The organism is Phycisphaeraceae bacterium (genome assembly GCA_015709595.1).
GTDB lineage: Bacteria > Planctomycetota > Phycisphaerae > Phycisphaerales > SM1A02 > CAADGA01.
This window is the reverse complement of sequence record CP054178.1, coordinates 1,710,148-1,729,435: the sequence shown is the minus strand read 5'-3', so window position 1 is coordinate 1,729,435 and position 19,288 is coordinate 1,710,148. Positions and strand designations below refer to the sequence as shown.

15 protein-coding genes are annotated in these 19,288 nt (G+C 68.3%); 6 read left to right on the top strand and 9 right to left on the bottom strand.

All coding sequences use genetic code 11. From position 1 onward, the window contains the following. Nucleotides 1-10: 10 nt before the first annotated feature. The 3 genes from HRU76_07230 to HRU76_07220 all read right to left on the bottom strand — a co-directional run bounded on the left by HRU76_07230 (nt 11) and on the right by HRU76_07220 (nt 3,096). The gene (locus HRU76_07230) at nt 11-646 is read right to left on the bottom strand and encodes an ATP-dependent DNA helicase RuvA (protein ID QOJ17379.1); all 636 of its coding nucleotides are present in this window, start codon (nt 644-646) and stop codon (nt 11-13) included. Between the two features lie 31 nt (nt 647-677). Further along, entirely contained in the window at nt 678-2,177 is a 1,500-nt protein-coding gene (locus tag HRU76_07225; protein QOJ17378.1) for a glycosyltransferase family 39 protein, read from the bottom strand. A gap of 151 nt (nt 2,178-2,328) precedes the next feature. Then, entirely contained in the window at nt 2,329-3,096 is a 768-nt protein-coding gene (locus HRU76_07220) for a 1-acyl-sn-glycerol-3-phosphate acyltransferase (protein QOJ17377.1), read from the bottom strand. A gap of 132 nt (nt 3,097-3,228) precedes the next feature. Here HRU76_07220 and carB point away from each other — a divergent pair, with 132 nt between their 5' ends. The 5 genes from carB to HRU76_07195 all read left to right on the top strand — a co-directional run bounded on the left by carB (nt 3,229) and on the right by HRU76_07195 (nt 10,811). Beyond that, nucleotides 3,229-6,816 carry a carbamoyl-phosphate synthase large subunit gene (gene carB, locus HRU76_07215; GenBank protein QOJ17376.1) on the top strand — a complete coding sequence of 1,196 codons (3,588 nt, stop codon included), beginning with the start codon at nt 3,229-3,231 and terminating at the stop codon, nt 6,814-6,816. Nucleotides 6,817-6,974: 158 nt separating this feature from the next. Then, entirely contained in the window at nt 6,975-7,820 is an 846-nt protein-coding gene (locus tag HRU76_07210) for a hypothetical protein (protein QOJ17375.1), read from the top strand. 75 nt (nt 7,821-7,895) lie between these two features. Then, nucleotides 7,896-9,272 (top strand): hypothetical protein, encoded by a 1,377-nt coding sequence (locus tag HRU76_07205; GenBank protein QOJ17374.1) that lies wholly within the window; start codon nt 7,896-7,898, stop codon nt 9,270-9,272. Nucleotides 9,273-9,482: 210 nt separating this feature from the next. Further along, nucleotides 9,483-10,256 (top strand): helix-turn-helix domain-containing protein, encoded by a 774-nt coding sequence (locus tag HRU76_07200; GenBank protein QOJ17373.1) that lies wholly within the window; start codon nt 9,483-9,485, stop codon nt 10,254-10,256. 153 nt (nt 10,257-10,409) lie between these two features. Further along, a complete protein-coding gene (locus HRU76_07195; protein ID QOJ19133.1) occupies nt 10,410-10,811 on the top strand; it encodes a CoA-binding protein in 402 nt (133 codons plus the stop codon). 68 nt (nt 10,812-10,879) lie between these two features. Here the strand turns inward: HRU76_07195 and HRU76_07190 are convergent, their stop codons facing one another. Genes HRU76_07190 through panC form a run of 4 tightly spaced genes read right to left on the bottom strand, consistent with a single transcriptional unit; the run spans nt 10,880 to nt 14,683 of the window. After that, nucleotides 10,880-11,818, bottom strand: a complete 939-nt coding sequence (locus tag HRU76_07190; protein ID QOJ17372.1) for an aldehyde dehydrogenase — start codon at nt 11,816-11,818, stop codon at nt 10,880-10,882. A gap of 39 nt (nt 11,819-11,857) precedes the next feature. Beyond that, complete coding sequence (locus HRU76_07185; GenBank protein QOJ19132.1) at nt 11,858-13,417, bottom strand: aldehyde dehydrogenase family protein; 1,560 nt, start codon at nt 13,415-13,417, stop codon at nt 11,858-11,860. A gap of 49 nt (nt 13,418-13,466) precedes the next feature. Continuing rightward, entirely contained in the window at nt 13,467-13,721 is a 255-nt protein-coding gene (locus tag HRU76_07180; GenBank protein QOJ17371.1) for a hypothetical protein, read from the bottom strand. Between the two features lie 59 nt (nt 13,722-13,780). Further along, complete coding sequence (panC, locus tag HRU76_07175; protein QOJ17370.1) at nt 13,781-14,683, bottom strand: pantoate--beta-alanine ligase; 903 nt, start codon at nt 14,681-14,683, stop codon at nt 13,781-13,783. A gap of 179 nt (nt 14,684-14,862) precedes the next feature. On the opposite strand from panC, the gene HRU76_07170 reads away from it, so the two are divergent. Then, on the top strand, nt 14,863-16,659 hold the full coding sequence (locus HRU76_07170) for a TolC family protein (GenBank protein ID QOJ17369.1): 1,797 nt from the start codon (nt 14,863-14,865) through the stop codon (nt 16,657-16,659). A 75-nt stretch (nt 16,660-16,734) separates the two neighbouring features. On the opposite strand, the gene HRU76_07165 is transcribed toward HRU76_07170, so the two are convergent. Both HRU76_07165 and rdgB read right to left on the bottom strand, forming a co-directional pair. After that, entirely contained in the window at nt 16,735-18,036 is a 1,302-nt protein-coding gene (locus HRU76_07165; protein ID QOJ17368.1) for a YkgJ family cysteine cluster protein, read from the bottom strand. Then, entirely contained in the window at nt 18,033-19,265 is a 1,233-nt protein-coding gene (gene rdgB, locus HRU76_07160; protein ID QOJ17367.1) for an RdgB/HAM1 family non-canonical purine NTP pyrophosphatase, read from the bottom strand. The genes HRU76_07165 and rdgB overlap by 4 nt, the downstream gene beginning before the upstream one ends. Nucleotides 19,266-19,288 lie beyond the last annotated feature (23 nt).

Sequence of the window (19,288 nt, the reverse complement as noted above, 5' to 3'; positions counted from 1 at the left end):
TCGGTGGACCTCACACCGGCGCGGCCTTGAGTCGATACACCGCAGCGATGAGCTCCTCGGACGAGCCGATCGCCGGGTCGGCGGTCAGGGCGCGATCGACCAGCTGCATGACCGCCAGTTTGGGCTCGCCCAGCGAGGTCAGCACGGCGATGGCGTCGTCCGCGATGGAGCGGACCGCGGGAGCGCGGGCGGGGCGGCCCGGAGCGGACTCCGGCAGACTCAGGAAGCGATCCACCTTGCCCGAGAGCTCGGCGATGATCGTCTCCGCCGTGCGCTTGCCGATCTCCGGCAGCGAGGTCAGCGTGTCCACGTCCTTGCCCGCGATGGCCTCGGCGACCTGCGCGAAGGGCAGTTGCAGCGCCCGCAGCGCCTTGCGGTTGCCAATGCCCTTGACGGTGGTGAAGACTTCGAAGAAGGCGCGATCCTCGGGCGAGGCGAAGCCGATCAGCCGCGGCAGGTAGTTGGCCCCCTGCCCCTGACCTTCGAGGTAGTGGAGCGTATGGAACTCGACCGTCTCGCCCACCAGCCGCGCCAGCCGCTGCTGATCGACGCCGGGGATGAGGAGCGTGTACGTGAGATGCCCGCAGTGGACATCCGCCGCACCGTCGCGCACCACGCGCAGGGTTCCTTGAAGGCGACTGATCACGGGCGTATGGAACCGCGCCGGACCGAACGGGTCAACTGGTCCTGTCACGTGATTCCGGCGATGACTCCGGTTCGGCGACGATGCGAACCTTGTTGCGATAAGCGATCTCGTCGATGATGCGCCACTGTCCATCCCGCAGCGCCCGCCGCAGGGCGTCGGCCTTGTCCGAGCCGATTACGAAGGCCAGGCGGCCCTCCCGTTCGGCCAGCTCCTGCGCAAAGGAATGAGCGCCGGGCCTTGCATCATCAAGGAGCGCGACCTCTTCAACGGAAAGCCCCGAATAGAACGACACGCCGTACACCGGATGGCGATCGACGTAGACCACCTCGGCGAGGCCCGGCGTGAGGTGAAGCTCCGCCGTCATGCGGCGGGCGTCCTTCGGGCTTTCGATGACCGCGCCGGCGGCCGTGATCAGAAGGGCGATTCCAACCGTCGCCGCCAGCGAGGCCCGCGCCCCGCGATCATGAGGAAAAGACAGCGGCATGATCCGTCCGGTGCAGACCGCCAGCGCCGGAAACAGCGGGAGAATGTAGAGCGGCAGTCGCGAACTGGAGAGCATGAACACCATCAGCGACAGACCGATCCAGAGCAGCATCAGCGCCAGCAACGGATCACGCAGCCACCTGACCAGCCACGCGGGCCGCCACCATTGGGGCTGACGAAACCATCCGATCGCCCAGGGCAGCATGCCGGCGACCAGCAGGCCGGGGTACATCATCGCCTTGTACCACTCGGCGTTCCGATGATGCGCGTCGCTGGCGACGCGATTGATGAACTCGTCGTGAAGGAAGTACCCGGCGAGTTCCGGCTTCTGCAGCATGACGAGGGCGAACCACCCACCGCCCACCGCGAGAAAGAGCGTCACGCCGACGGGCGACAGCAGGCGCCGCAGGCCGCCCGGCCCGTCGTGGATCAGGACCGCGCCGAGCACCGCCGCCAGCGGCAGCAGCGAGGGCGGCCCCTTGGTCAGAAACCCAAGGCCGAACGCCAGCCACATCGCGTCCATCCACCGGCGTCCGTACGTCTGTCCGGAACGCCATCCGTACACGAAGAATGTCACACCGGCGGTTGTGAACAGGGTCAGCAGCGTGTCGGTGGTGACGATCTGATGGGCGATGAACGGCATGGCGGCGGTGGCGTAGACCATGGCGCACACGGCGGCCCGCCCGGGCGCGATGCGGCGGGCCAGCCCGGCGACGCACAGCGCGGCGCCGATGAACGCCAGCGCGTTGGGAAGCCGGGCCGCCCATTCGTGCGGGCCGAAGATTCCGATGGATGCCGCAATGGCCCAGTACGTCAGCGGGGGCTTCGTGTAGTGCGGATGCTCATGATGCAGCGCCGGGTGCAGCCAGTCCCCGCTCCGCAGCATCTCCAGCGCCACCGCCACGTAGCGACCCTCATCCGGCTCCCAAAGTGGGCGAACGCCCAGACCCGCGATGGCCATGACGAGCACGACGCCAATCGCCAGCCACGTGGTTGTGGTCGGACCGCCCCTGTGGATGGTAGGGAACGCTGCGCCTGCGTCTTTCATGCGTCGGCCCTTGCCTCCCACCCCTCCGCGTTGTCACCCCGCCCGACGACGGTCATGAGCGTCCGACCGGCCTGCTGAATCGCATCGGAAACGGTAGACGGGCCCCGGCTGAACTCCAACGTCCAGGCCAACATTCATCCGGCCGCGCGGATCAGACGCCGAACGGGTCGCGAGCCCGCTTGCGGGCCGTGGGGACGGGCTGGTCATCCAGCGGCCACCCGCTGGCGCGGGCCAGTTCCGCGCGCAGGCGGTCGGCGATGGCCTGCGGGTCGCGCTCGCCCGTGAAGTCGAACAACCCCACAAAGTGAACCCGCGAGCGGCTGGGCTTGATCACCGCACCGAAGGGCGATGTGCCGCGCGGCGTGCCCGACACCCACGTCAGCAGCACCGGCGCCCGGCTGCGCGACACGATCAGCCCAACGCCCGGCTGGAAGGGTCGAATCCGCCCCGGCGGGTCGGGGATGCCGCCCTCGGGGAAGATGCCGACGCAGCCCCGGTCCTCACGCACGTGACGGATGGCCTCGCGGGCCGGACCCGTGTCCTTGCCGTCGCGGGAGACGGGGATGACATCCACCCAGCGCCAGAACCAGCGGGCCTCGGGGGTCATGTAGTTGGAGGCCATCATCCAGCGAATGTGAAACGGACACGCCGCGGCGATGAGCAGCGGGTCCAGCCCGCAGGTGTGATTGGAGACGACGATGAGCGGCCCGGGACGGTTGCCGCCGGGCGGCAGGTGCTCCAGCCCGGTCACGCGCACCTGGTGGACAACGCGGCAGAAGAACCGCGCGAATCGCCACGCCGCCCCGAGCGTCACGCTGCCGCGCGGACCGACGGTCAGCCACGGTCGCAGCCACGCCGCCGCACCGACACCTCCGGCGACGACGGCGATCAGCGTGATGATCCACCCGGTGAGGGACATGTCGGGAAAGGATCGGGGTTTTTCGGCGCGTGTCAAACGGAAGCCGATCCCGTGCCTTGTCGGGTGTGAATGCGCCGCCTACGCTTGCCCAGTTTGCGCGGACCATGCCGGCCGGCCGCGTCGGGACCACTCATGCCCCGTCGAGACGATATCGAAACGATCCTGATCATCGGCTCAGGACCGATTGTCATCGGGCAAGGTTGCGAGTTTGACTATTCGGGCACGCAGGCATGCAAGGCCCTCCGGGAGGAGGGCTACCGCATCGTCCTCGTCAACTCCAACCCCGCCACCATCATGACCGATCCGGCCTTCTCGGATCGGACCTACATCGAGCCCATCACGCCCGAGGCGGTTCGCAAGATTCTGCTCAAGGAGCGGGAGATGGGCGCCCCCATCGACGCGCTGCTGCCCACCCTGGGCGGGCAGACCGCGCTCAACTGCGCCTGCGCCCTGGCGGATGACGGCACGCTGAACGAGTTCGGCGTGGAGATGATCGGGGCCACCCGCGACGCCATCCACCGGGCGGAGGATCGCGAGCAGTTCCGCCGCGTCGTCGAGTCGGTGGGGCTCAAGCAGCCCAAGTCGCGCACCGTCACCAACGTCAGCGATGCACTGGATTTCGTCCGCGAGATTGGCCTGCCCGCCATCATCCGACCCGCCTTCACGCTGGGCGGCTCGGGCGGCGGCATCGCCTACAACCTGGAGGAGTTCGAGGAGATCATCCGCCGCGGACTCGACGCCTCGATGATCCGCCAGGTGCTCATCGACCAGTCGGTGCTGGGCTGGAAGGAGTACGAACTCGAGGTCATCCGCGACAGGCACGACAACTGCATCATCGTGTGCGGCATCGAGAACATCGACCCCATGGGCGTCCACACCGGCGACTCGATCACCGTCGCCCCGATCATGACGCTGACCGACAAGGAATACCAACGCATGCGGGATGCGAGTTTCGCCATCCTGCGGGCCGTGGGCGTGGAAACGGGCGGATCGAACGTGCAGTTCGCGGTCAACCCGGCGGATGGCGAGATGGTGGTGGTCGAGATGAACCCGCGCGTCAGCCGCTCCAGCGCGCTGGCCAGCAAGGCCACCGGCTTCCCCATCGCCAAGATCGCGGCCAAACTCGCGGTGGGCTACACGCTCGACGAGCTGCGCAACGACATCACGGGCAGCACCAGCGCGTGCTTCGAGCCGTCGATCGACTACGTGGTCACCAAGATGCCGCGCTGGACGTTTGAGAAGTTTCCCGAGGCGGATGAAACCCTCACCACGCAGATGAAGAGTGTGGGCGAGGCCATGGCCATCGGGCGCACGTTCAAGGAGTCGCTGCAGAAGGTCATCCGCTCGATGGAGGTGAAGCGGTTCGGGCTGGGTCTGGACCGCAACGACAAGTGGCTCGCCGCCCGTCGGGCCGTCGAGGCCGGGCACCTGCGCTTCACCGGCGAGACCAGCGAGGTCACGCCCAACGGGCTGGTGGCGGCGGATGGCTCGCCCATCGAGTGGCCGATTCCCGAAGACAAGCTCATCCGCAAGCTCACCGTGCCAAGCCAGGGGCGGCTGTACTACATCCGCTACGCCTTCAAGATGGGCTGGTCGATCGAGCGCGTGCGCGACCTGACGAAGATCGACCCGTGGTTCCTCGACCAGATCAGGCAGCTGATCGAGTTCGAGGATGTGCTGTGCGGCTACGCGCGGCTGGAGGACGTGCCCCGCGAGGTGCTCTTCGAGGCCAAGCGTCTGGGCTACTCCGACCCGCAGCTGGCCAACCTGTACCTGGGCGACATCAGCACGAAGACCATTCTCAAGGTACGCGCTCATCGCAAGAAACTCGGCATCGAGCCGGTGTACAAGCTGGTGGATACCTGCGCCGCCGAGTTCGAGGCCGTCACGCCGTACTACTACTCGACGTACGAAACGCCTCTGGCGAGCCGCAACCGTCAGGGAGCGGACGCACCCGATGATGAAGCGCGGACCAACCGCGCCCTCACGGTCACGGCTCATTCCGACGACGAGATCCGCGTCACCGAGCGTGAGAAGATCATCATCCTGGGCGGCGGGCCCAACCGCATCGGGCAGGGCATCGAGTTCGACTACTGCTGCGTACAGGCCGCCTTCGCCGCCGCGGAGATGGGCTACGAGTCGGTGATGATCAACTCCAACCCGGAGACGGTCTCGACCGACTACGACACCAGCGACCTGCTGTTCTTCGAGCCGCTCACGCTGGAGGACACGCTCAACGTCATCGAACGGCTCAACGGGGGCGGCGTGGATGTGCCGACCCGCGCCGGGCACGTCAAAGGCGTCATCGTGCAGTTCGGCGGGCAGACGCCGCTCAACCTGGCGCACGGGCTGGTGGCGGCGGGGGTGCCGCTCATCGGTACGGGGCTGGATTCGATCGACCTCGCCGAGGACCGTGACCGCTTCAAGGCCATGTGCGATGAACTGGGGCTCAAGCAGCCGCCCAGCGGCATCGCGCATTCGCTCGAGGAGGCCGTCGCCATCGCCAACCGCATCGGTTACCCGGTGCTGGTGCGCCCCAGCTACGTGCTGGGCGGGCGCGGCATGGAGACCTGCTACGACGAGCCGTCGCTGCGTCTGTACATGAAGAACGCCGTGGACGTGTCGGAACTGGCGGATGCGCCGGTGCTGATCGACATGTTCCTCTCCGAGGCGATCGAGGTGGACGTGGACGTGGTCGCGGACTTCGATCCGGACTCGACCTCGGCCTCGACGAAGCGCCCCGGTGCGCCGCCGCCCAGGGCGCTGGTGTGCGGCGTGATGGAGCACATCGAGGAGGCGGGCATCCACTCCGGCGACTCCTCGTGCACGATTCCGCCCTACTCGCTGCCCGCGCCGATCGTGGAGCGCATCCGCGATCAGGGACGCCGCCTGGCCGAGCGCCTGAAGGTGCGCGGGTTGATGAACGTGCAGATGGCCGTCAAGGACGGCGTGGTCTACATCCTCGAAGTCAACCCCCGCGCCTCGCGCACGGTGCCCTTCGTCAGCAAGGCCAAGGGTGTGTCGTGGGCGAGCGTCGCCGCCAAGGTGATGATGGGCGCCTCGCTCACCGAGCTGAACGTGAAGGAGCTGCCCGACACCGGCTTCTTCAGCGTGAAGGAGTCGGTCTTCCCCTTCGCCAAGTTCCCCGGCGTGGACGTGGTGCTGGGACCGGAGATGCGCTCCACCGGCGAGGTGATGGGCATGGACCGCTCCATGCCCGTGGCGGTGGCCAAGGTGCAGATGGCCGCGGGGCGCAGGATTCCGCTCAAGGGCAACGTGTTCCTGTCGGTGCGCGATTCGGACAAGCCCCACACGGTTGACATCACGCGCAACCTGGTGGCGATGGGCTTCACGGTCTACACCACGTCGGGCACGGCGGAACTGCTCAAGTCGCACGGGCTCGACACGGTGGCGCTGCCCAAGATCTCCGAAGGCGCAAGGCCCAACGTGCTGGACATGATCCGCAACGGTGAGATCAACCTGATCATCAACACGCCCACGCGCAAGGGCGCGCACACCGATGAAGGCAAGATTCGCGCCACCGCCGTGCGCACCGGCGTGATGATGTGCACCACCATCACCGGAGCGAGGGCCGTGGTGCAGTCGATCGCCGCCCTGCGGGCCGGGGCGTGGTCCGTGGCGGCGGTGCAGGATTACTTCCCGCACCTGGCGCGGGGTCCGGTCCGCCGCGTCGCCCGGGAAGAGCCCGTGCTGGCCTGAGCGCCCGCGAGGATTCGGCGCATTCGCGTGTTCCCGCTTGCGTCGCGGACGACGGCGGGGGTATGCTGCCGCCCGATAGACGGCGCCTCGCTCGACCGAGTCGTGGGTTGGCGCGCGGGCTGCTTCGCATCGGTGTCGAAAGGGGCAGCATGGCGGGCGTGGGTGAAAAACTCTGCGTCTTCTGCGGCAAGGACTGCGCCGGGCAGCCGCGCGGCAAGGACCCGACGGGGCGCTACTACCACACCGCGTGCTACGAGGGCCGGCAACGGGCGAGTTCTTCGGGTGGTCGTGGGTCCGGAACCTCCGATGGCGAATACTCGATGCTCAACGAGTTGATCGGCGCGACAGGGGCGGAGGCGGCTCCAGCGCCGTGCCCCGGCTGCGGCCAGCCGATGTCCGGCGGCGCGTTGATCTGCACCAACTGCGGCTACAACGCGCAGACCGGCGGCACGATGGGCGTACAGGTGATGTCCGGGCCGCCCTCTCGCGGCGGATCGGCCAACTGGCCCGTGGTCGTGGGCGCGATTTCCATCATCATCGGGCTGGGCGGCCTGGGGTTCGCCGCGATGGAGGCGCTCGGCGGGTTCGTCGTCGCGTCGGACGACACGTTCATGTCGGCGATGAAAGGTCCGGGCGATCCGTCCTACCGCTCCGGCTATCGCACGGGTCTGGCGGCGGGCGCGCTTGTCCGCTCCACCCTGCTGGGGTTGGTGGCCTGCTACGCGGTGGTGGGCGGCATCGGCATGCTCCGACGAAACAAGCGGCTGGCCATGCGGCTTCGCGAATGGGCCATCGCCAAGATTCCGCTGACGATCATGTGCAACGGCGGCGCCATCGCCGCCGCCGCGAGTGGGTCGCAGATCTACGCCAATACGGACGACGCCCTTCGCCGAACGGCGCTCGCCATCCACATCACCCTCATGCTCGGCGGGCTGATCTGGCCCATCTTCGTGCTGACGTGGCTGCGCCGGGATGCGGTGAAGGCCGAGATGAATCGGTGGTAACATTCCCTAGGCACGCGCCGGGGCATGGTGGGGCGAATCGTCCCTCCCGCGCGTCGCCTTCGGCAGGAGGTCACCATGCGACCCGCCTTCACCACCATCATTGCGTCGTGCGTCGCTGTCCTTCCCTTGTCATGGCCGGTCGGGGCGCAGGCCGCGCCGCCGCAACCCGTCGATCCCGCCATCTACGTGCAGGCGGCATCTGAGGCGGCGAAATGGATCCGTACGCACCAGGTTGAGACCGCCCGCGGACTGGCCTGGCCCGCCTCGCCCGAGGGCGATGACCGCATCGTTCGCAACCTGTACCACGGCACGCCGGGGGTGATCCTGTTCTTCCTCGAACTGGCCCGGGCCACCAGCGACCAGACGTACCTTGAAGAAGCGTCGATGGGCGCGGACGACCTGGTGGCGCACCTCGAGGATCTCGCGGTATCCGACGGGCTGGGCCTGTACGTCGGCGTCGCCGGCGCGGGATACACCCTCAACGAGACGCACAAGGCCACGCAACTGGCCCGTCACCGCGACGCGGCGGCGCGGTGCGTGAGCATCATCGAGCGCGAGTGGAACGCGCGGAAGGACCAGCCCGACGCCGCGGGCGAGGTGACGGACGTCATCGCGGGGTATGCGGGCACGGGGCTGTTTCTGCTGTACGCCCACGCGCAGTGGCAGGATTCGAGGGCCCTGCCGCTCGCACGGCAACTGGGCGACCGGCTGGTGGCGATGGGCGTCGAGCGGGGCGAGGGGACCATGTGGCCGATGGCGGCGGGCGTGAAGAACACGTATCCCAACTTCTCCCACGGTACGGCGGGCGTGTCATATTTCCTTGCCTCGCTGGGCGCGGCGACGAAGGACGCGAAGTACACCGAGGCGGCGATCCGAGGGGCGAAGTACCTCATCTCCATCGCCGACACGACCAACGACCATTGCCTGATCCCCCGGTTCGACCCATCGGAGTACGGCGAGGGCGAGTCGCCGCTCCACTACCTGGGGTGGTGTCACGGCCCGGCGGGCACGGGGCGTCTGTTCCACCTGCTCTACAAAGTCACGGGCGATGGGCAGTGGCGCGGCTGGCGCGACCGCTGCGGCAAGTCACTGCTGGACGCGGGCATTCCCGAGAAACGACCGGAAGGGTTCTGGAGCAACGTCGGCGTGTGCTGCGGCAACGCGGGCGTGGCGGACTTCGCCCTGGCGATGTACCGCGAGACGGATGATCCGGCGTACCTCGACCTGTGCAAGCGACTCACCGCCGACCTGATGGCCCGCTCGCAGGTGGACGTGGACCTGGGGCTTCGTAAGTGGACGCACGCCGAGCATCGCGCGCAGCCAGACAACCGCGCCCCGCAGACGGGGCTGATGCAGGGGGCATCGGGGATCGGCCTCTGGCTGCTGAAGTGGCGGGCGTTCCTGGTGAAGCGTCCGTTCGGCATCCGTCTGCCTGATGACCCATTCGATTGACTGGCTGACGAATAGTCCGATAACATTACCTGTGTCGGCTGAGGAGCGAATCCAGGCACGACGGGCAATCCCCTTGCATTGATGGGTGGTTTTCCGGTACAGTGCCAACTTCCCCGCGGTGGGCGGTTGCTCGTGCAACCGCGATAGGGCGGGGTGCCCGTTCGATCAACCGGGGCGCGGTGCTGTCGCGCTCTTGTGAGGATCTCCGCAATGGCCAAGATGTTCTACACGCTCGACGAAGCCGCCAAGAAGCTGGGCGTCACGCCTGACAAGGTCAAGGAGATGGCACGCTCCGGCCAGGTGCAGGAGTTCCGCGACCGCGACAAGCTCATGTTCAAGGTGGAGCAGATCGATCTGCTCGCCGGCGGTGATGAGCCCGTCCACATCGACGACCTGACCGGCCTGGACGCCTCGGGCGGGTCCGGTTCGGCCATCGGACTGGTGGACAGCCGCGAGGACACCGGCATTTCCGTGTTCGACACCGGCGATCGACCCGCGGCGGACGCCGGCGATACGCAGGTGACGGAGTCGATCGAAGATGAACTGTCGCTGGAGTCGGTCGGCTCCGGCTCCGGCCTGCTCGACCTGACGCGCGAGAGCGATGACACGTCGCTCGGCGCGGAGCTGATCGAGGAGGTCTACTCTGGTCCCGAGAAGGTGGAAGTGCCGGGTCACGCCTCGGGCCTGTTCGACGCCGCGGGCGCCGAAAGCCCCGGCAATGTCGTGGGCGCACCCATGGCCGTCGGCCCGGTCATCATGGAGGCGTATGACGGCGCCGGTTCGGGGCTGGGCGTCGGGCTGATGCTTGGCGCGCTGGTCGCACTGGTGTGCGCCGCGCTCGTGGTGGCGGTGGGCGTGACGGGCGCTTCTTCCGGGCTGGCCACCCAGATGGCCGGCAACCTGATGGTGTGGGCCGGCGGACTGGCCGTCGTCACCATCGTGCTCGGAGGCATCGGGTTCTTCATCGGCAAGGCCTCGGAGTAAGCCCTCATCCCGAGTGATCATGCAGCCGCGGGCGATGGCTCGCGGCTGTTTGTTTCGGGGAGGGCATCAAGGCGGCGAGGCATCAGGGCGGCGAGGCATGGTGTCGGTACTCAGAACTCGGAACTCGGAACTCCCATGACCGACGACACCGACATCACCGCCCGGCGGATCGCCCGGTTTCTCGAAGGCGACAGTTTCGCCGTGGTCGGCGCTTCGACCAACCGCGCCAAGTACGGCAACAAGGTGCTGCGCTGCTACCTGCAACATGGGCGAACGGTCTATCCGGTGAACCCGCGGGCCGCCCGGATCGAAGGCGTGCGCTGCTATCCGAACCTGACGTCGCTGCCGCAGCGCGTGGATGGCGTCTCGATCATCACGCCTCCCGCGATCACCGAGACGGTCGTGCGGGACGCGATTGAGACCGGCGTGCCCATGCTGTGGATGCAGCCCGGCGCGGAGAGCGAACGGGCCATCCGCGACGCCGAGCGGGCGGGCATCGAAGTGATCGCGGGCGGGCCGTGCATCCTGGTGGTCATGGGATACCGCGAACACTGACGCGATGTCCCGCGCGGACTTCAGGCCTCGACGCCGTCATCCGCCGCCCGTCGAGCCGCATCCACCGATCAGCAGGCCGCCGGATGCCAGATCGTCTTGAACTCGACCAGCGGCTCGATCTCCGCGGGCGCGTGACAGAGGTCGTGGTCATGCCACATCGCGCCGGGGCGCTCGATGACCCGCACACGCTTGAGGTTCTCCGCCATGCCCGTTCTCACGGTCCGTGCCTCGTCCCGGTTCAGCCCGGCGGCGCTGATCGCGTTCACCTCGCGGTGCGTCGCCAGCGGATCCAGCAGTTCGGCGCGCGTTCCCGTGAGAATGTTCACCACGCCGGGCGGCAGGTCGCTGGTCGCCAGCACTTCGCCCAGAATCACCGCCGGCAGGGGGTTGGCTTCCCCCGCGAGCGCCACGCAGGCGTTGCCCGGACAGAGCGCAGCGGCCAGCAGCGACACCAGCCCCAGCAGCGAAGGATTGTCCGGCGCGACGATGCCGACGACCCCCATCGGCTCGGGCGTGGTGAAGGTGTCGTACGGACCCGCCGCCAGGTTCTGACAACCCATCACCTGCGCGTACTTGTCGCACCACCCCGCGAAGCCGACCAGCCGATCGACCGACGCGGCCGCCTCCGCCGCCGCGCGCGACGAACGGCGTCGGGCGCCGAGGCGCTGTGCGTTATGATTCCGCGCGCCCCGGCTCCGCGAGCCGTGCTCGCCCGTTCCCTCCACTGATTCGATCGCCTCGATGAACTGCGCCGCGCGTCCTTCGAGCATCTCCGCCATTCGGTAGAGGATCTGTCCGCGGTTGTATCCGCTCAGCGCCGCCCATTTCGGCTGGGCGTGGCGCGCCGCCTCCACCGCGTCACGCAGATCCTTCCGTGACGCCCGGCACAGGTGGGCGATGGTTCGCCCCGTGCAATCATTCAACGGCTGCGAGCGACCGGACTCGCTGCGCGGAAACTGCCCGCCGATGAAGAGTTTGTACGTCTTGATGACTGGCAGTCGCGTCATGATGATCTTCACGCGTCACGCTTCAATGGATGGCGGTGGTCAGGCGTCATCCACGTCAAGATACGCCCGCAACCCGTGAATGCCTCCTTCGCGCCCGAAGCCGGATTCCCTGTACCCGCCGAAGGGGCTGGCGGGGTCGAAACGGTTGAAGGTGTTGCACCAGACGACGCCGGCCTTCAGCTGCCGCGCGATGTCGAGAATCTTTGATCCCTTGTCGGTCCACACGCCGGCGCTCAGGCCATAGGGCGTGTTGTTGGCCCGCTGGATGGCCTCGTGCGGCGTGCGGAAGCTCATCACCGCCAGCACCGGGCCGAAGATCTCCTCGCGCGCGATCGCGTGGCTCGGCTGCACGCCGGTGAAGTAGCAGGGGCGACACCAGAAGCCGGGTCCGGCAGGAATTGCAGAGCGCTGGATGTTGTTCGCGGCGAAGCCGGTCGGCACGCCGCCGATGTGCAATGTCGCGCCTTCCGTCTCGCCGATGGCGAGGTGCCGCTCGATCTTCTCGAGCTGCGCCTTCGAGTTGATGGCCCCGATGTCGGTGTTCTTGTCCAGCGGGTCGCCCACCCGCAGCGACGCCATGCGATGGTCGAGCCGGGCGATGACGTCGTCCAGCACTGATTCCTGCACGAGCAGGCGGCTGCCGGCGCAGCAGACGTGGCCCTGGTTGAAGAAGATCGCCTGCACAATGCCTTCAACCGCCTGATCGAGCGCGGCATCCTCGAAGATGATGTTGGGGCTCTTGCCGCCCAGTTCGAGCGTGAGACGCTTGGGTCGGCGCGAGGCAGGCCGATCCTCCGTCGCCACGGCGCGAGCGATCTGTTTGCCGACCTCCGTCGAGCCGGTGAAGGCGATCTTGTCCACGTCCGGATGCTCGACCAGCAGTCGTCCGGTTTCGCCAGCGCCGGTGAGGATGTTCACCACGCCGGGTGGGAAGTCGATCTCCTCGAGGATCTCCGCCAGCATGAGCGCGGTGAGCGGCGTGGTCTCGGCGGGCTTGAGCACGCACGTGTTGCCGCACGCCAGCGCGGGGGCGAGTTTCCACGCCGCCATCAGCAGCGGAAAGTTCCACGGGATGATCTGCGCGCAGACGCCGATCGGACATGGCACGGCGCCTGGCGGCGCAACGCGGCGCGTCGTGCGTGAACGGTTCGCGCGACGCGGAGCGCCCCGCCGCCAACCCGCCGCCCACGCCAGCTTGTCGCACCACCCCGCGTGATAGAAGAAGTGCTGCGCGACGAGCGGCAGATCCACGTCGCGCGACTCGCGAATCGGCTTGCCGCCATTGATCGTCTCAAGCACAGCCAGTTCGCGGGCCCGCTCCTGGATGCGGCGGGCCAGCCGGAACAGGTGCTTGCCGCGCTCGCGCGGGTCGAGGGAGGCCCATGCGGGAAAGGCCGCGCGGGCCGCCCGTACCGCGGCGTCCACGTCGGCTCGGCCCGCCTCGGCCACCTCCGCCAGCGGCTGCTCGGTGGCGGGGTTGATGGTGACGACGTGACGCCGCGATTTCGGCGCGACAAACCGCCCGCCGATGAACAGCCGGTAGCGGTCCCTGATGTCAACCTTCAGCGTTTCGGGCGCGGGGGCGTAGTCCCATTGCATCGGTGACGGCGCGGCATCGGAACCGGAGCGCCTGCTCATGTCGAGTTCCTCACCCCACCCGCTCGATCCGGCTGTACTGATCGAGGTTCAGCGTCACGATCTCGCCGTCATCCCGCCGCACTTCCAGCCGGTCGAGCCAGAGCCGGTCGTCCTTGGCGTGGGCGTACCACGACCCGGTCTTGGCGCGTCGGAAGCCCGTCACCACGCCTTCGACGGTCTGGGTCCACGTTTCATCACGCTTGGCGACCTGCTGCGTCACCTTCACGCGGTCGCCGACCTGGAACGATGCGGTTTCGAGTGCCATGGCGGACCAGTATAGGGACGCCCGGCCCGCCGCCAGCGCGATGGACGGCGGCCGACGGCTCAGCCAATCGCTACGTTGTCAATCAGCCGCACGTCGCCCAGGCGGGCGGCGATGAGGGCGCGGGCGGATGAGCCGGAGCCCGGCCGTGGCACCATGTCGATCGGCATCAGCGTCAGGGCGTCGCGCACCACCGCGTACTGCACGTCCAGCCCATGACGCACCAGCACCGCCCGCATGGCCTCCTCGATCCGTCGCGTGGGCCTGCCGGGGGCGGCTAGCGACCGGGCCTCCTGCAGCGCGCGGAACAGCCCCAGCGCGCGGGGGCGATCGGTTTCGTTCAGATACCGATTACGGCTGGACATCGCCAGACCGTCCGGCTCGCGCACCGTGGGGTGGGCCACGATCTCCAGCCCGGGCCAGCGCGGGGTTGAGGCGGCGTTCTGCATCGCCACCATCGCCTCGATCGTCCGCAGTTGCTGGTAGTCCTTCTCGCCGAAGACCGCCCAGCGCGGCCGCACGAGGTCGAACAGCCGGGCCACCACCTGGCACACGCCCGCCAGATGCCCCGGCCGACACGTATCTTCCAGCAACGGCATCGTCGCCACGGGCGGCAGGGGCGGCTCCGGGGTGGGAGGATGAGGGGGCGACGGATACATCGTTTCCACATCCGGCGCGAAGACCGCATCCGCCCCCGCTCCGGCCGCGACCTCGCGGTCGGCCTCGAACGTGCGCGGGTAGCGGGAGAAGTCCTCGTTGGGGCCGAACTGGGTGGGATTCACGAAGATCGAGACAACTACGGGCGACCCACCCCCGGATACCACGCCCCCGGATATCACACCCCCCGCGATCGACCGCGCCTGCTCGATCAGCGCCGCGTGTCCGGCGTGTAAGGCGCCCATGGTGGGTACGAACGCACCGCCCTGGAACGGCGCAAGTTCCTCGATGGTCCGCAGCACACGCATGGGCGGGATGGTAGGGAGAGGAAAGTGCCGGGTGATGAGTGCAGGATGCGAACCGAGTTCCGGGTCGGAGCGGCGGCAGGCGCCCGATATCTCAATATCTCAGCCCACGATCTCAACTGCTCGATGCCTTGATGCCTCCTGCCCAATCCCGTCCGGTCGCCCGCCTATGCTTTCACCCCATGCGTCAACTCGATCGGCGAAGGTCCGGATACGTAGCGTCGTCTGTTGCGGGAGGCGGTCTGCTGCTGGCAGGGGTGATGGCGGCGGCGGGGGTCATGGGGGGATGCGAGCGTCCGCTCCACCGGGATACCCCTGAAGCCCTGCATCGATCCCTCATTGAGTCGGTGGAGCGAGAACTTCGCTCGCTTCCCGAGAGCGCCGCGGGAACCACCGCGCAGCGCACCACCCAGCCCGCGGGCGAGGTGGAGAAGGCCCTGGCGAGTCGGCGGGATGAACTGGAGCGCATGGCCGGCCCGGGCGCCTACCGCGACGAGACGCCCCCCTACTCCCCCGACCTGACCGGCTCGCCTCAGCAGGAGGTGGCGGTGTCGCTTCAGCAGGCCATCGCCACGGCGGTGAAGAACAACCTGTCGGTGCAGATCGCCCGCCTGCAGCCGGCCATCCGCGAGGCGGATGTGGCGGCGGCGGAGGCCCGCTTCGACGCGGTGTTCTTCTCCAATCTCGACCACACCCGGCTGGATGAGCCGACCACGGTGCCGGTGCTCAACGGCATCCCGCTGGGCAGTTCGGTGAACGTGCGCGAGCAGACGGTGTTCGAAACGGGCATCCGCAAGCCACTGACGACGGGCGGGACGATCTCGCTCTCGACCACGCTGAGCCGGGCGCGGAGCAAGACGCCCAACTTCTCCCTCACGCCCGATCCCGGCTACACCGCCCGCATCGCCCTGGGGCTGGACCAGCCGCTGCTGCGCGGCTTCGGATCGGATGTGAACGAGGCGCAGATCCGCCTGGCGCGCAACGACGACCGGCGCAGCATCCAGCAGCTCAAGAGCGAACTGCTGGCGCTGATCGAGCGCGTGGAAAGCGCGTACTGGGATCTGGCGGTCGCCCGGCGGGCGCTGCTCATCCGCCAGCGCGTGCTCGAAGAGGGCATCGAAGTCCGTGACCGCATGGAGCGCCGTCAGGTGCGCGATGTGACCCCCAGCCAGTTCGCCGACGCCGTGGCCACCGTGGAGCGCCGAAGGGCCGAGGTGATCCGCGCCAACCGCGCCGTGCGGGCGGCATCGGACATCCTCAAGCAGCTGATGAACGACCCGGGCGTGACCGTCGGGTCCGAACTGCTCGTCAGCCCCGTGGACTTCATGGTCGAAGCCCCGCTGGAGTATGACGCGCGGCAGGCGATCGTGACCGCCGTGACCGAGCGGCCCGAGGTGTCGCAGGCGCTGCTGGCCCTGGATGACGCCGCCATCGGCGTGAGCGTGGCCGACAACCTGCGGCTGCCGCTGCTCAACTTCACCGCCCGCATGGAGTACGTCGGGCTTGATGACGCGTTGAGCGGATCGTACCAGAACGCCTTCGACAACTCGTTCATTGACTATGTAGTCGGGCTGGCCTTCGAACAGCCCATCGGCAACCGCGCCGCCGAGGCGGGGTACCGGCAGTCGCGGCTGCGACAGTCGGCGGCGGCCATCGCCTACCGCCAGACGGTGCAGAACATCGTGCAGGATGTGAAGAACGCCCTGCGCGATGTGGTCGCCAACTATGAACTCATTCAGGCCACGCGCTCCTTCCGACTGGCGCAGACGGAGAACCTGCGAACGCTGCTGGTGGAGGAGGAGTTCAAGGCGGGGCTGACGCCGGAGTTTCTGAATCTCAAGTTCCAGCGGCAGGACACGCTGGCGACGGCGGAGCTGCAGGAACTGGAGGCCCTGGCCAACTTCAACAAGGCGGTGGCCCGGCTGTACCGCGCGATGGGTGTGGGTATGTCGATGAACGGGATTACATTCGGCCAGTAGCACAGGCGTCCCGCCTGTGAGTGAGGCGCTCACTCCCTCTCCCCCTGGGAGAGGGCCGGGGTGAGGGTGCATTCCTCACTCCGACTCAATGAGCGGATACGCCGCCAGCAGTCGCCGCAGGCCGTCATCGGTGTCGAAGTAGGCGCTGCGCCATTCCTCCGACACGCCGCCCAGCCAGCGGGCCCGGCCCGCGGTTCGGTCGATGCGCGACAGGGCGGCCCGCACATCCTCGATGGCCAGTCGCTCCGCCCCACCACCCCCCCCACTACCCCCACCCCGCCCCGCCGCGTGCAGCCGGGCCAGCCAGCCCAGCACGGCGACGTTGAGCACCAGCGCCCGCAGCCCGGCCAAGGCGCTCCAGCCGTAGTACCCCGCGCCCCACGCTCGCCCGCCGAGGATGGTCGCCCGCAGCCAGCGGGTGAGAAGATCATCAATGGCGGTGACGACGTTGGGATCATTCGCGGGCGCCACCTGCTCGGCGGCTTCCAGCCGGACGCCCTCCGGCCAGCCGTCGCCCACGCGCGGGGCGACCCCCTTGCCCGAGGCGAAGCGGCGGCTGCGCCGCAGTTGCGAGAGCACCGTGCGAATCCGGCCCGTGCGGTGAACGCGACCGATCTTGGGATCCTCGATGCGGGCGAAGACCGCCTGTCGCAGCATTTTCCGCTGGCCGCGCGTGGGAGGATCAACGGGGTGGAAGCCCAGTTCATCAGGCAGTGCGCCGAAGAGCACATCCAAGAGGTCGGCGAAGCGATCATCGCGCACACCCGCCAGTTTGGCCTTGCCCAGCGAGGCGATCACCCACGCCAGCCCATCCAATCGCGTGGACAGGTCGATGTCATCGCGGCGGAACCAGGCGTCGAGGCGGTTGACGAGCGCCTTGATCTCGCCGACGCTCGCCCGCAGTTTGTCGGTGAGCATGGGCGGGCGGTTCAGCGCGTGAACTTCCGGCAGCGAGCGGGCCATGCGCTCCAGGTCGCGCGTGTGCGTGCGCAGCTCCGCGCCCTTGTTCTCCAGCACGCTCTGGCAGGCGAAGTTGATGCCCATCACCGCCCCGCCCGTGACGGGCGTGAGCGAGAAGGGGAACATCTGGCACGCGATGGGCTTGGCGGACAAGCCGAACTCGGCGTGAATGCGGCAGCGGCCGTCGTCCAGCCAGAAGACGCAGGCCCCGTCATCGCGCTGGCGCAGGTAGCGTTCGCCGCGGAACTCGACGACCGGGTCGAAGCCGAGTTTCTCCGTCCACCCCTGCTGGCGGATCTTGTCGATGTCCTCCTCGCGCAGCTGCACGGTGAAGTCGCGGCAGCAGTTGCCGCAGCCGTGGCAGGAGTAACGCTGCCCCGCGAGGTTGGGCTGGAGGATGGTGAGCCGCAGGGTCACGGTGAAGTGTACGAGTGCCCGAGTCGATCCAGCGCCGCCGCCATCCGCCGCGCGGCCTGGCCCCGGTGGGAACGGACGTTTTTCTCCTCGGGCGGCAACTGGGCGCTGGTGCAGCCGCGGTCGGGAAGGAAGAGCAGCGGGTCGTAGCCGAAGCCGTTGTCGCCGCGCGGGGTGTCGGCGATAAGCCCCTCGAACGTGCCGCGCGTTTCGGCGAGGATGCGGCCATCCGGCGCGGCGAGACACATGACGCAGACGAAGCGGGCGGTGCGCTGCTCCGGGAGCAGGTTGAGCCGGGTCAGTTCGCGCAGGAGCTTCTCGTTGTTGGCGCGGTCGCGCTCGGCCCTGGTAGCGCCGATCCCCGCGTAGCGCGCGGAGTGAACGCCCGGTGCGCCGCCCAGCGCATCCACTTCCAGCCCGGAGTCGTCGGCAAGACAGACGCGGCCGGTTGCCTTCGCATAGGCAATGGCCTTGATGCGGGCGTTGGCCTCGAAGGTCGGCCCGTCCTCCTCCGGCTCAGGAATCGAGATGCCGACATTGTCCAGCCCGATCACCTCGTATCCATGCGGAGCGAGGATGGCGCGTACCTCCTCGATCTTGTGCGGGTTCGAGGTGGCGAGCAGAATGGTGCGGTCAGTCGATGCCCGCGGCGCGGCGTTTGTGCCGATCACCCATGACAACTCATCGGGCGTGTTGATGTTGACGAGGTGGTCGGCCCAGGCGGGCGGCGCCTCCACGAAGGCCACGGGCAGCGAGGCGATGAGCCGATGCACCGCCCGCTCGCCCCGGTCGAGCATGGCGCGGATCGTGGGCAGGGCTTCGGTCGAGACCCGCAGCGGCAGGGACTGCACTTCCCCTGCGAGCCGGAGAACCGCCACCGGTGCGGGCGGCGCGCTCAGCAGGGCACGAAGCACGTCAGCGGTCAGCCGCGGCGTGTCGCAAGGAACGACGAGGTACGTGTCATCGAGTCCCGAGACGAGCAGGGCTTCGATGCCAGCCAGCGGGCCAAGCCCCTGCCGCAGGTCCGGGATGGCGTGTACGCCAGGCAGGGGCGACTGAGGCCCCAGCACGACCTGGCGCGGACAGACCGGGCGCAGCACATCTGCGACGTGCTCGATCATGGCGCGGCCGTCGGGCAGCATGATCGCGTGCTTGGGCGTGCCCATGCGCGTGCTGCGCCCGCCCATCAGGATGGCGCCGGTGGCGGAGCATGGCGTCGACGACTTGACCATGCGCAACGGTACGCAAGAGAGTC

What these genes read in the sequence shown, in the direction of transcription:
- HRU76_07225 (QOJ17378.1), bottom strand. Translation starts at nt 2,177, where the DNA reads ATGAAAGACGCAGGCGCAGCGTTCCCTACCATCCACAGGGGCGGTCCG.
- HRU76_07220 (QOJ17377.1), bottom strand. Translation starts at nt 3,096, where the DNA reads ATGTCCCTCACCGGGTGGATCATCACGCTGATCGCCGTCGTCGCCGGA.
- carB (QOJ17376.1), top strand. Translation starts at nt 3,229, where the DNA reads ATGCCCCGTCGAGACGATATCGAAACGATCCTGATCATCGGCTCAGGA.
- HRU76_07205 (QOJ17374.1), top strand. Translation starts at nt 7,896, where the DNA reads ATGCGACCCGCCTTCACCACCATCATTGCGTCGTGCGTCGCTGTCCTT.
- HRU76_07200 (QOJ17373.1), top strand. Translation starts at nt 9,483, where the DNA reads ATGGCCAAGATGTTCTACACGCTCGACGAAGCCGCCAAGAAGCTGGGC.
- HRU76_07190 (QOJ17372.1), bottom strand. Translation starts at nt 11,818, where the DNA reads ATGACGCGACTGCCAGTCATCAAGACGTACAAACTCTTCATCGGCGGG.
- HRU76_07185 (QOJ19132.1), bottom strand. Translation starts at nt 13,417, where the DNA reads ATGCAATGGGACTACGCCCCCGCGCCCGAAACGCTGAAGGTTGACATC.
- HRU76_07180 (QOJ17371.1), bottom strand. Translation starts at nt 13,721, where the DNA reads ATGGCACTCGAAACCGCATCGTTCCAGGTCGGCGACCGCGTGAAGGTG.
- panC (QOJ17370.1), bottom strand. Translation starts at nt 14,683, where the DNA reads ATGCGTGTGCTGCGGACCATCGAGGAACTTGCGCCGTTCCAGGGCGGT.
- HRU76_07170 (QOJ17369.1), top strand. Translation starts at nt 14,863, where the DNA reads ATGCGTCAACTCGATCGGCGAAGGTCCGGATACGTAGCGTCGTCTGTT.
- rdgB (QOJ17367.1), bottom strand. Translation starts at nt 19,265, where the DNA reads ATGGTCAAGTCGTCGACGCCATGCTCCGCCACCGGCGCCATCCTGATG.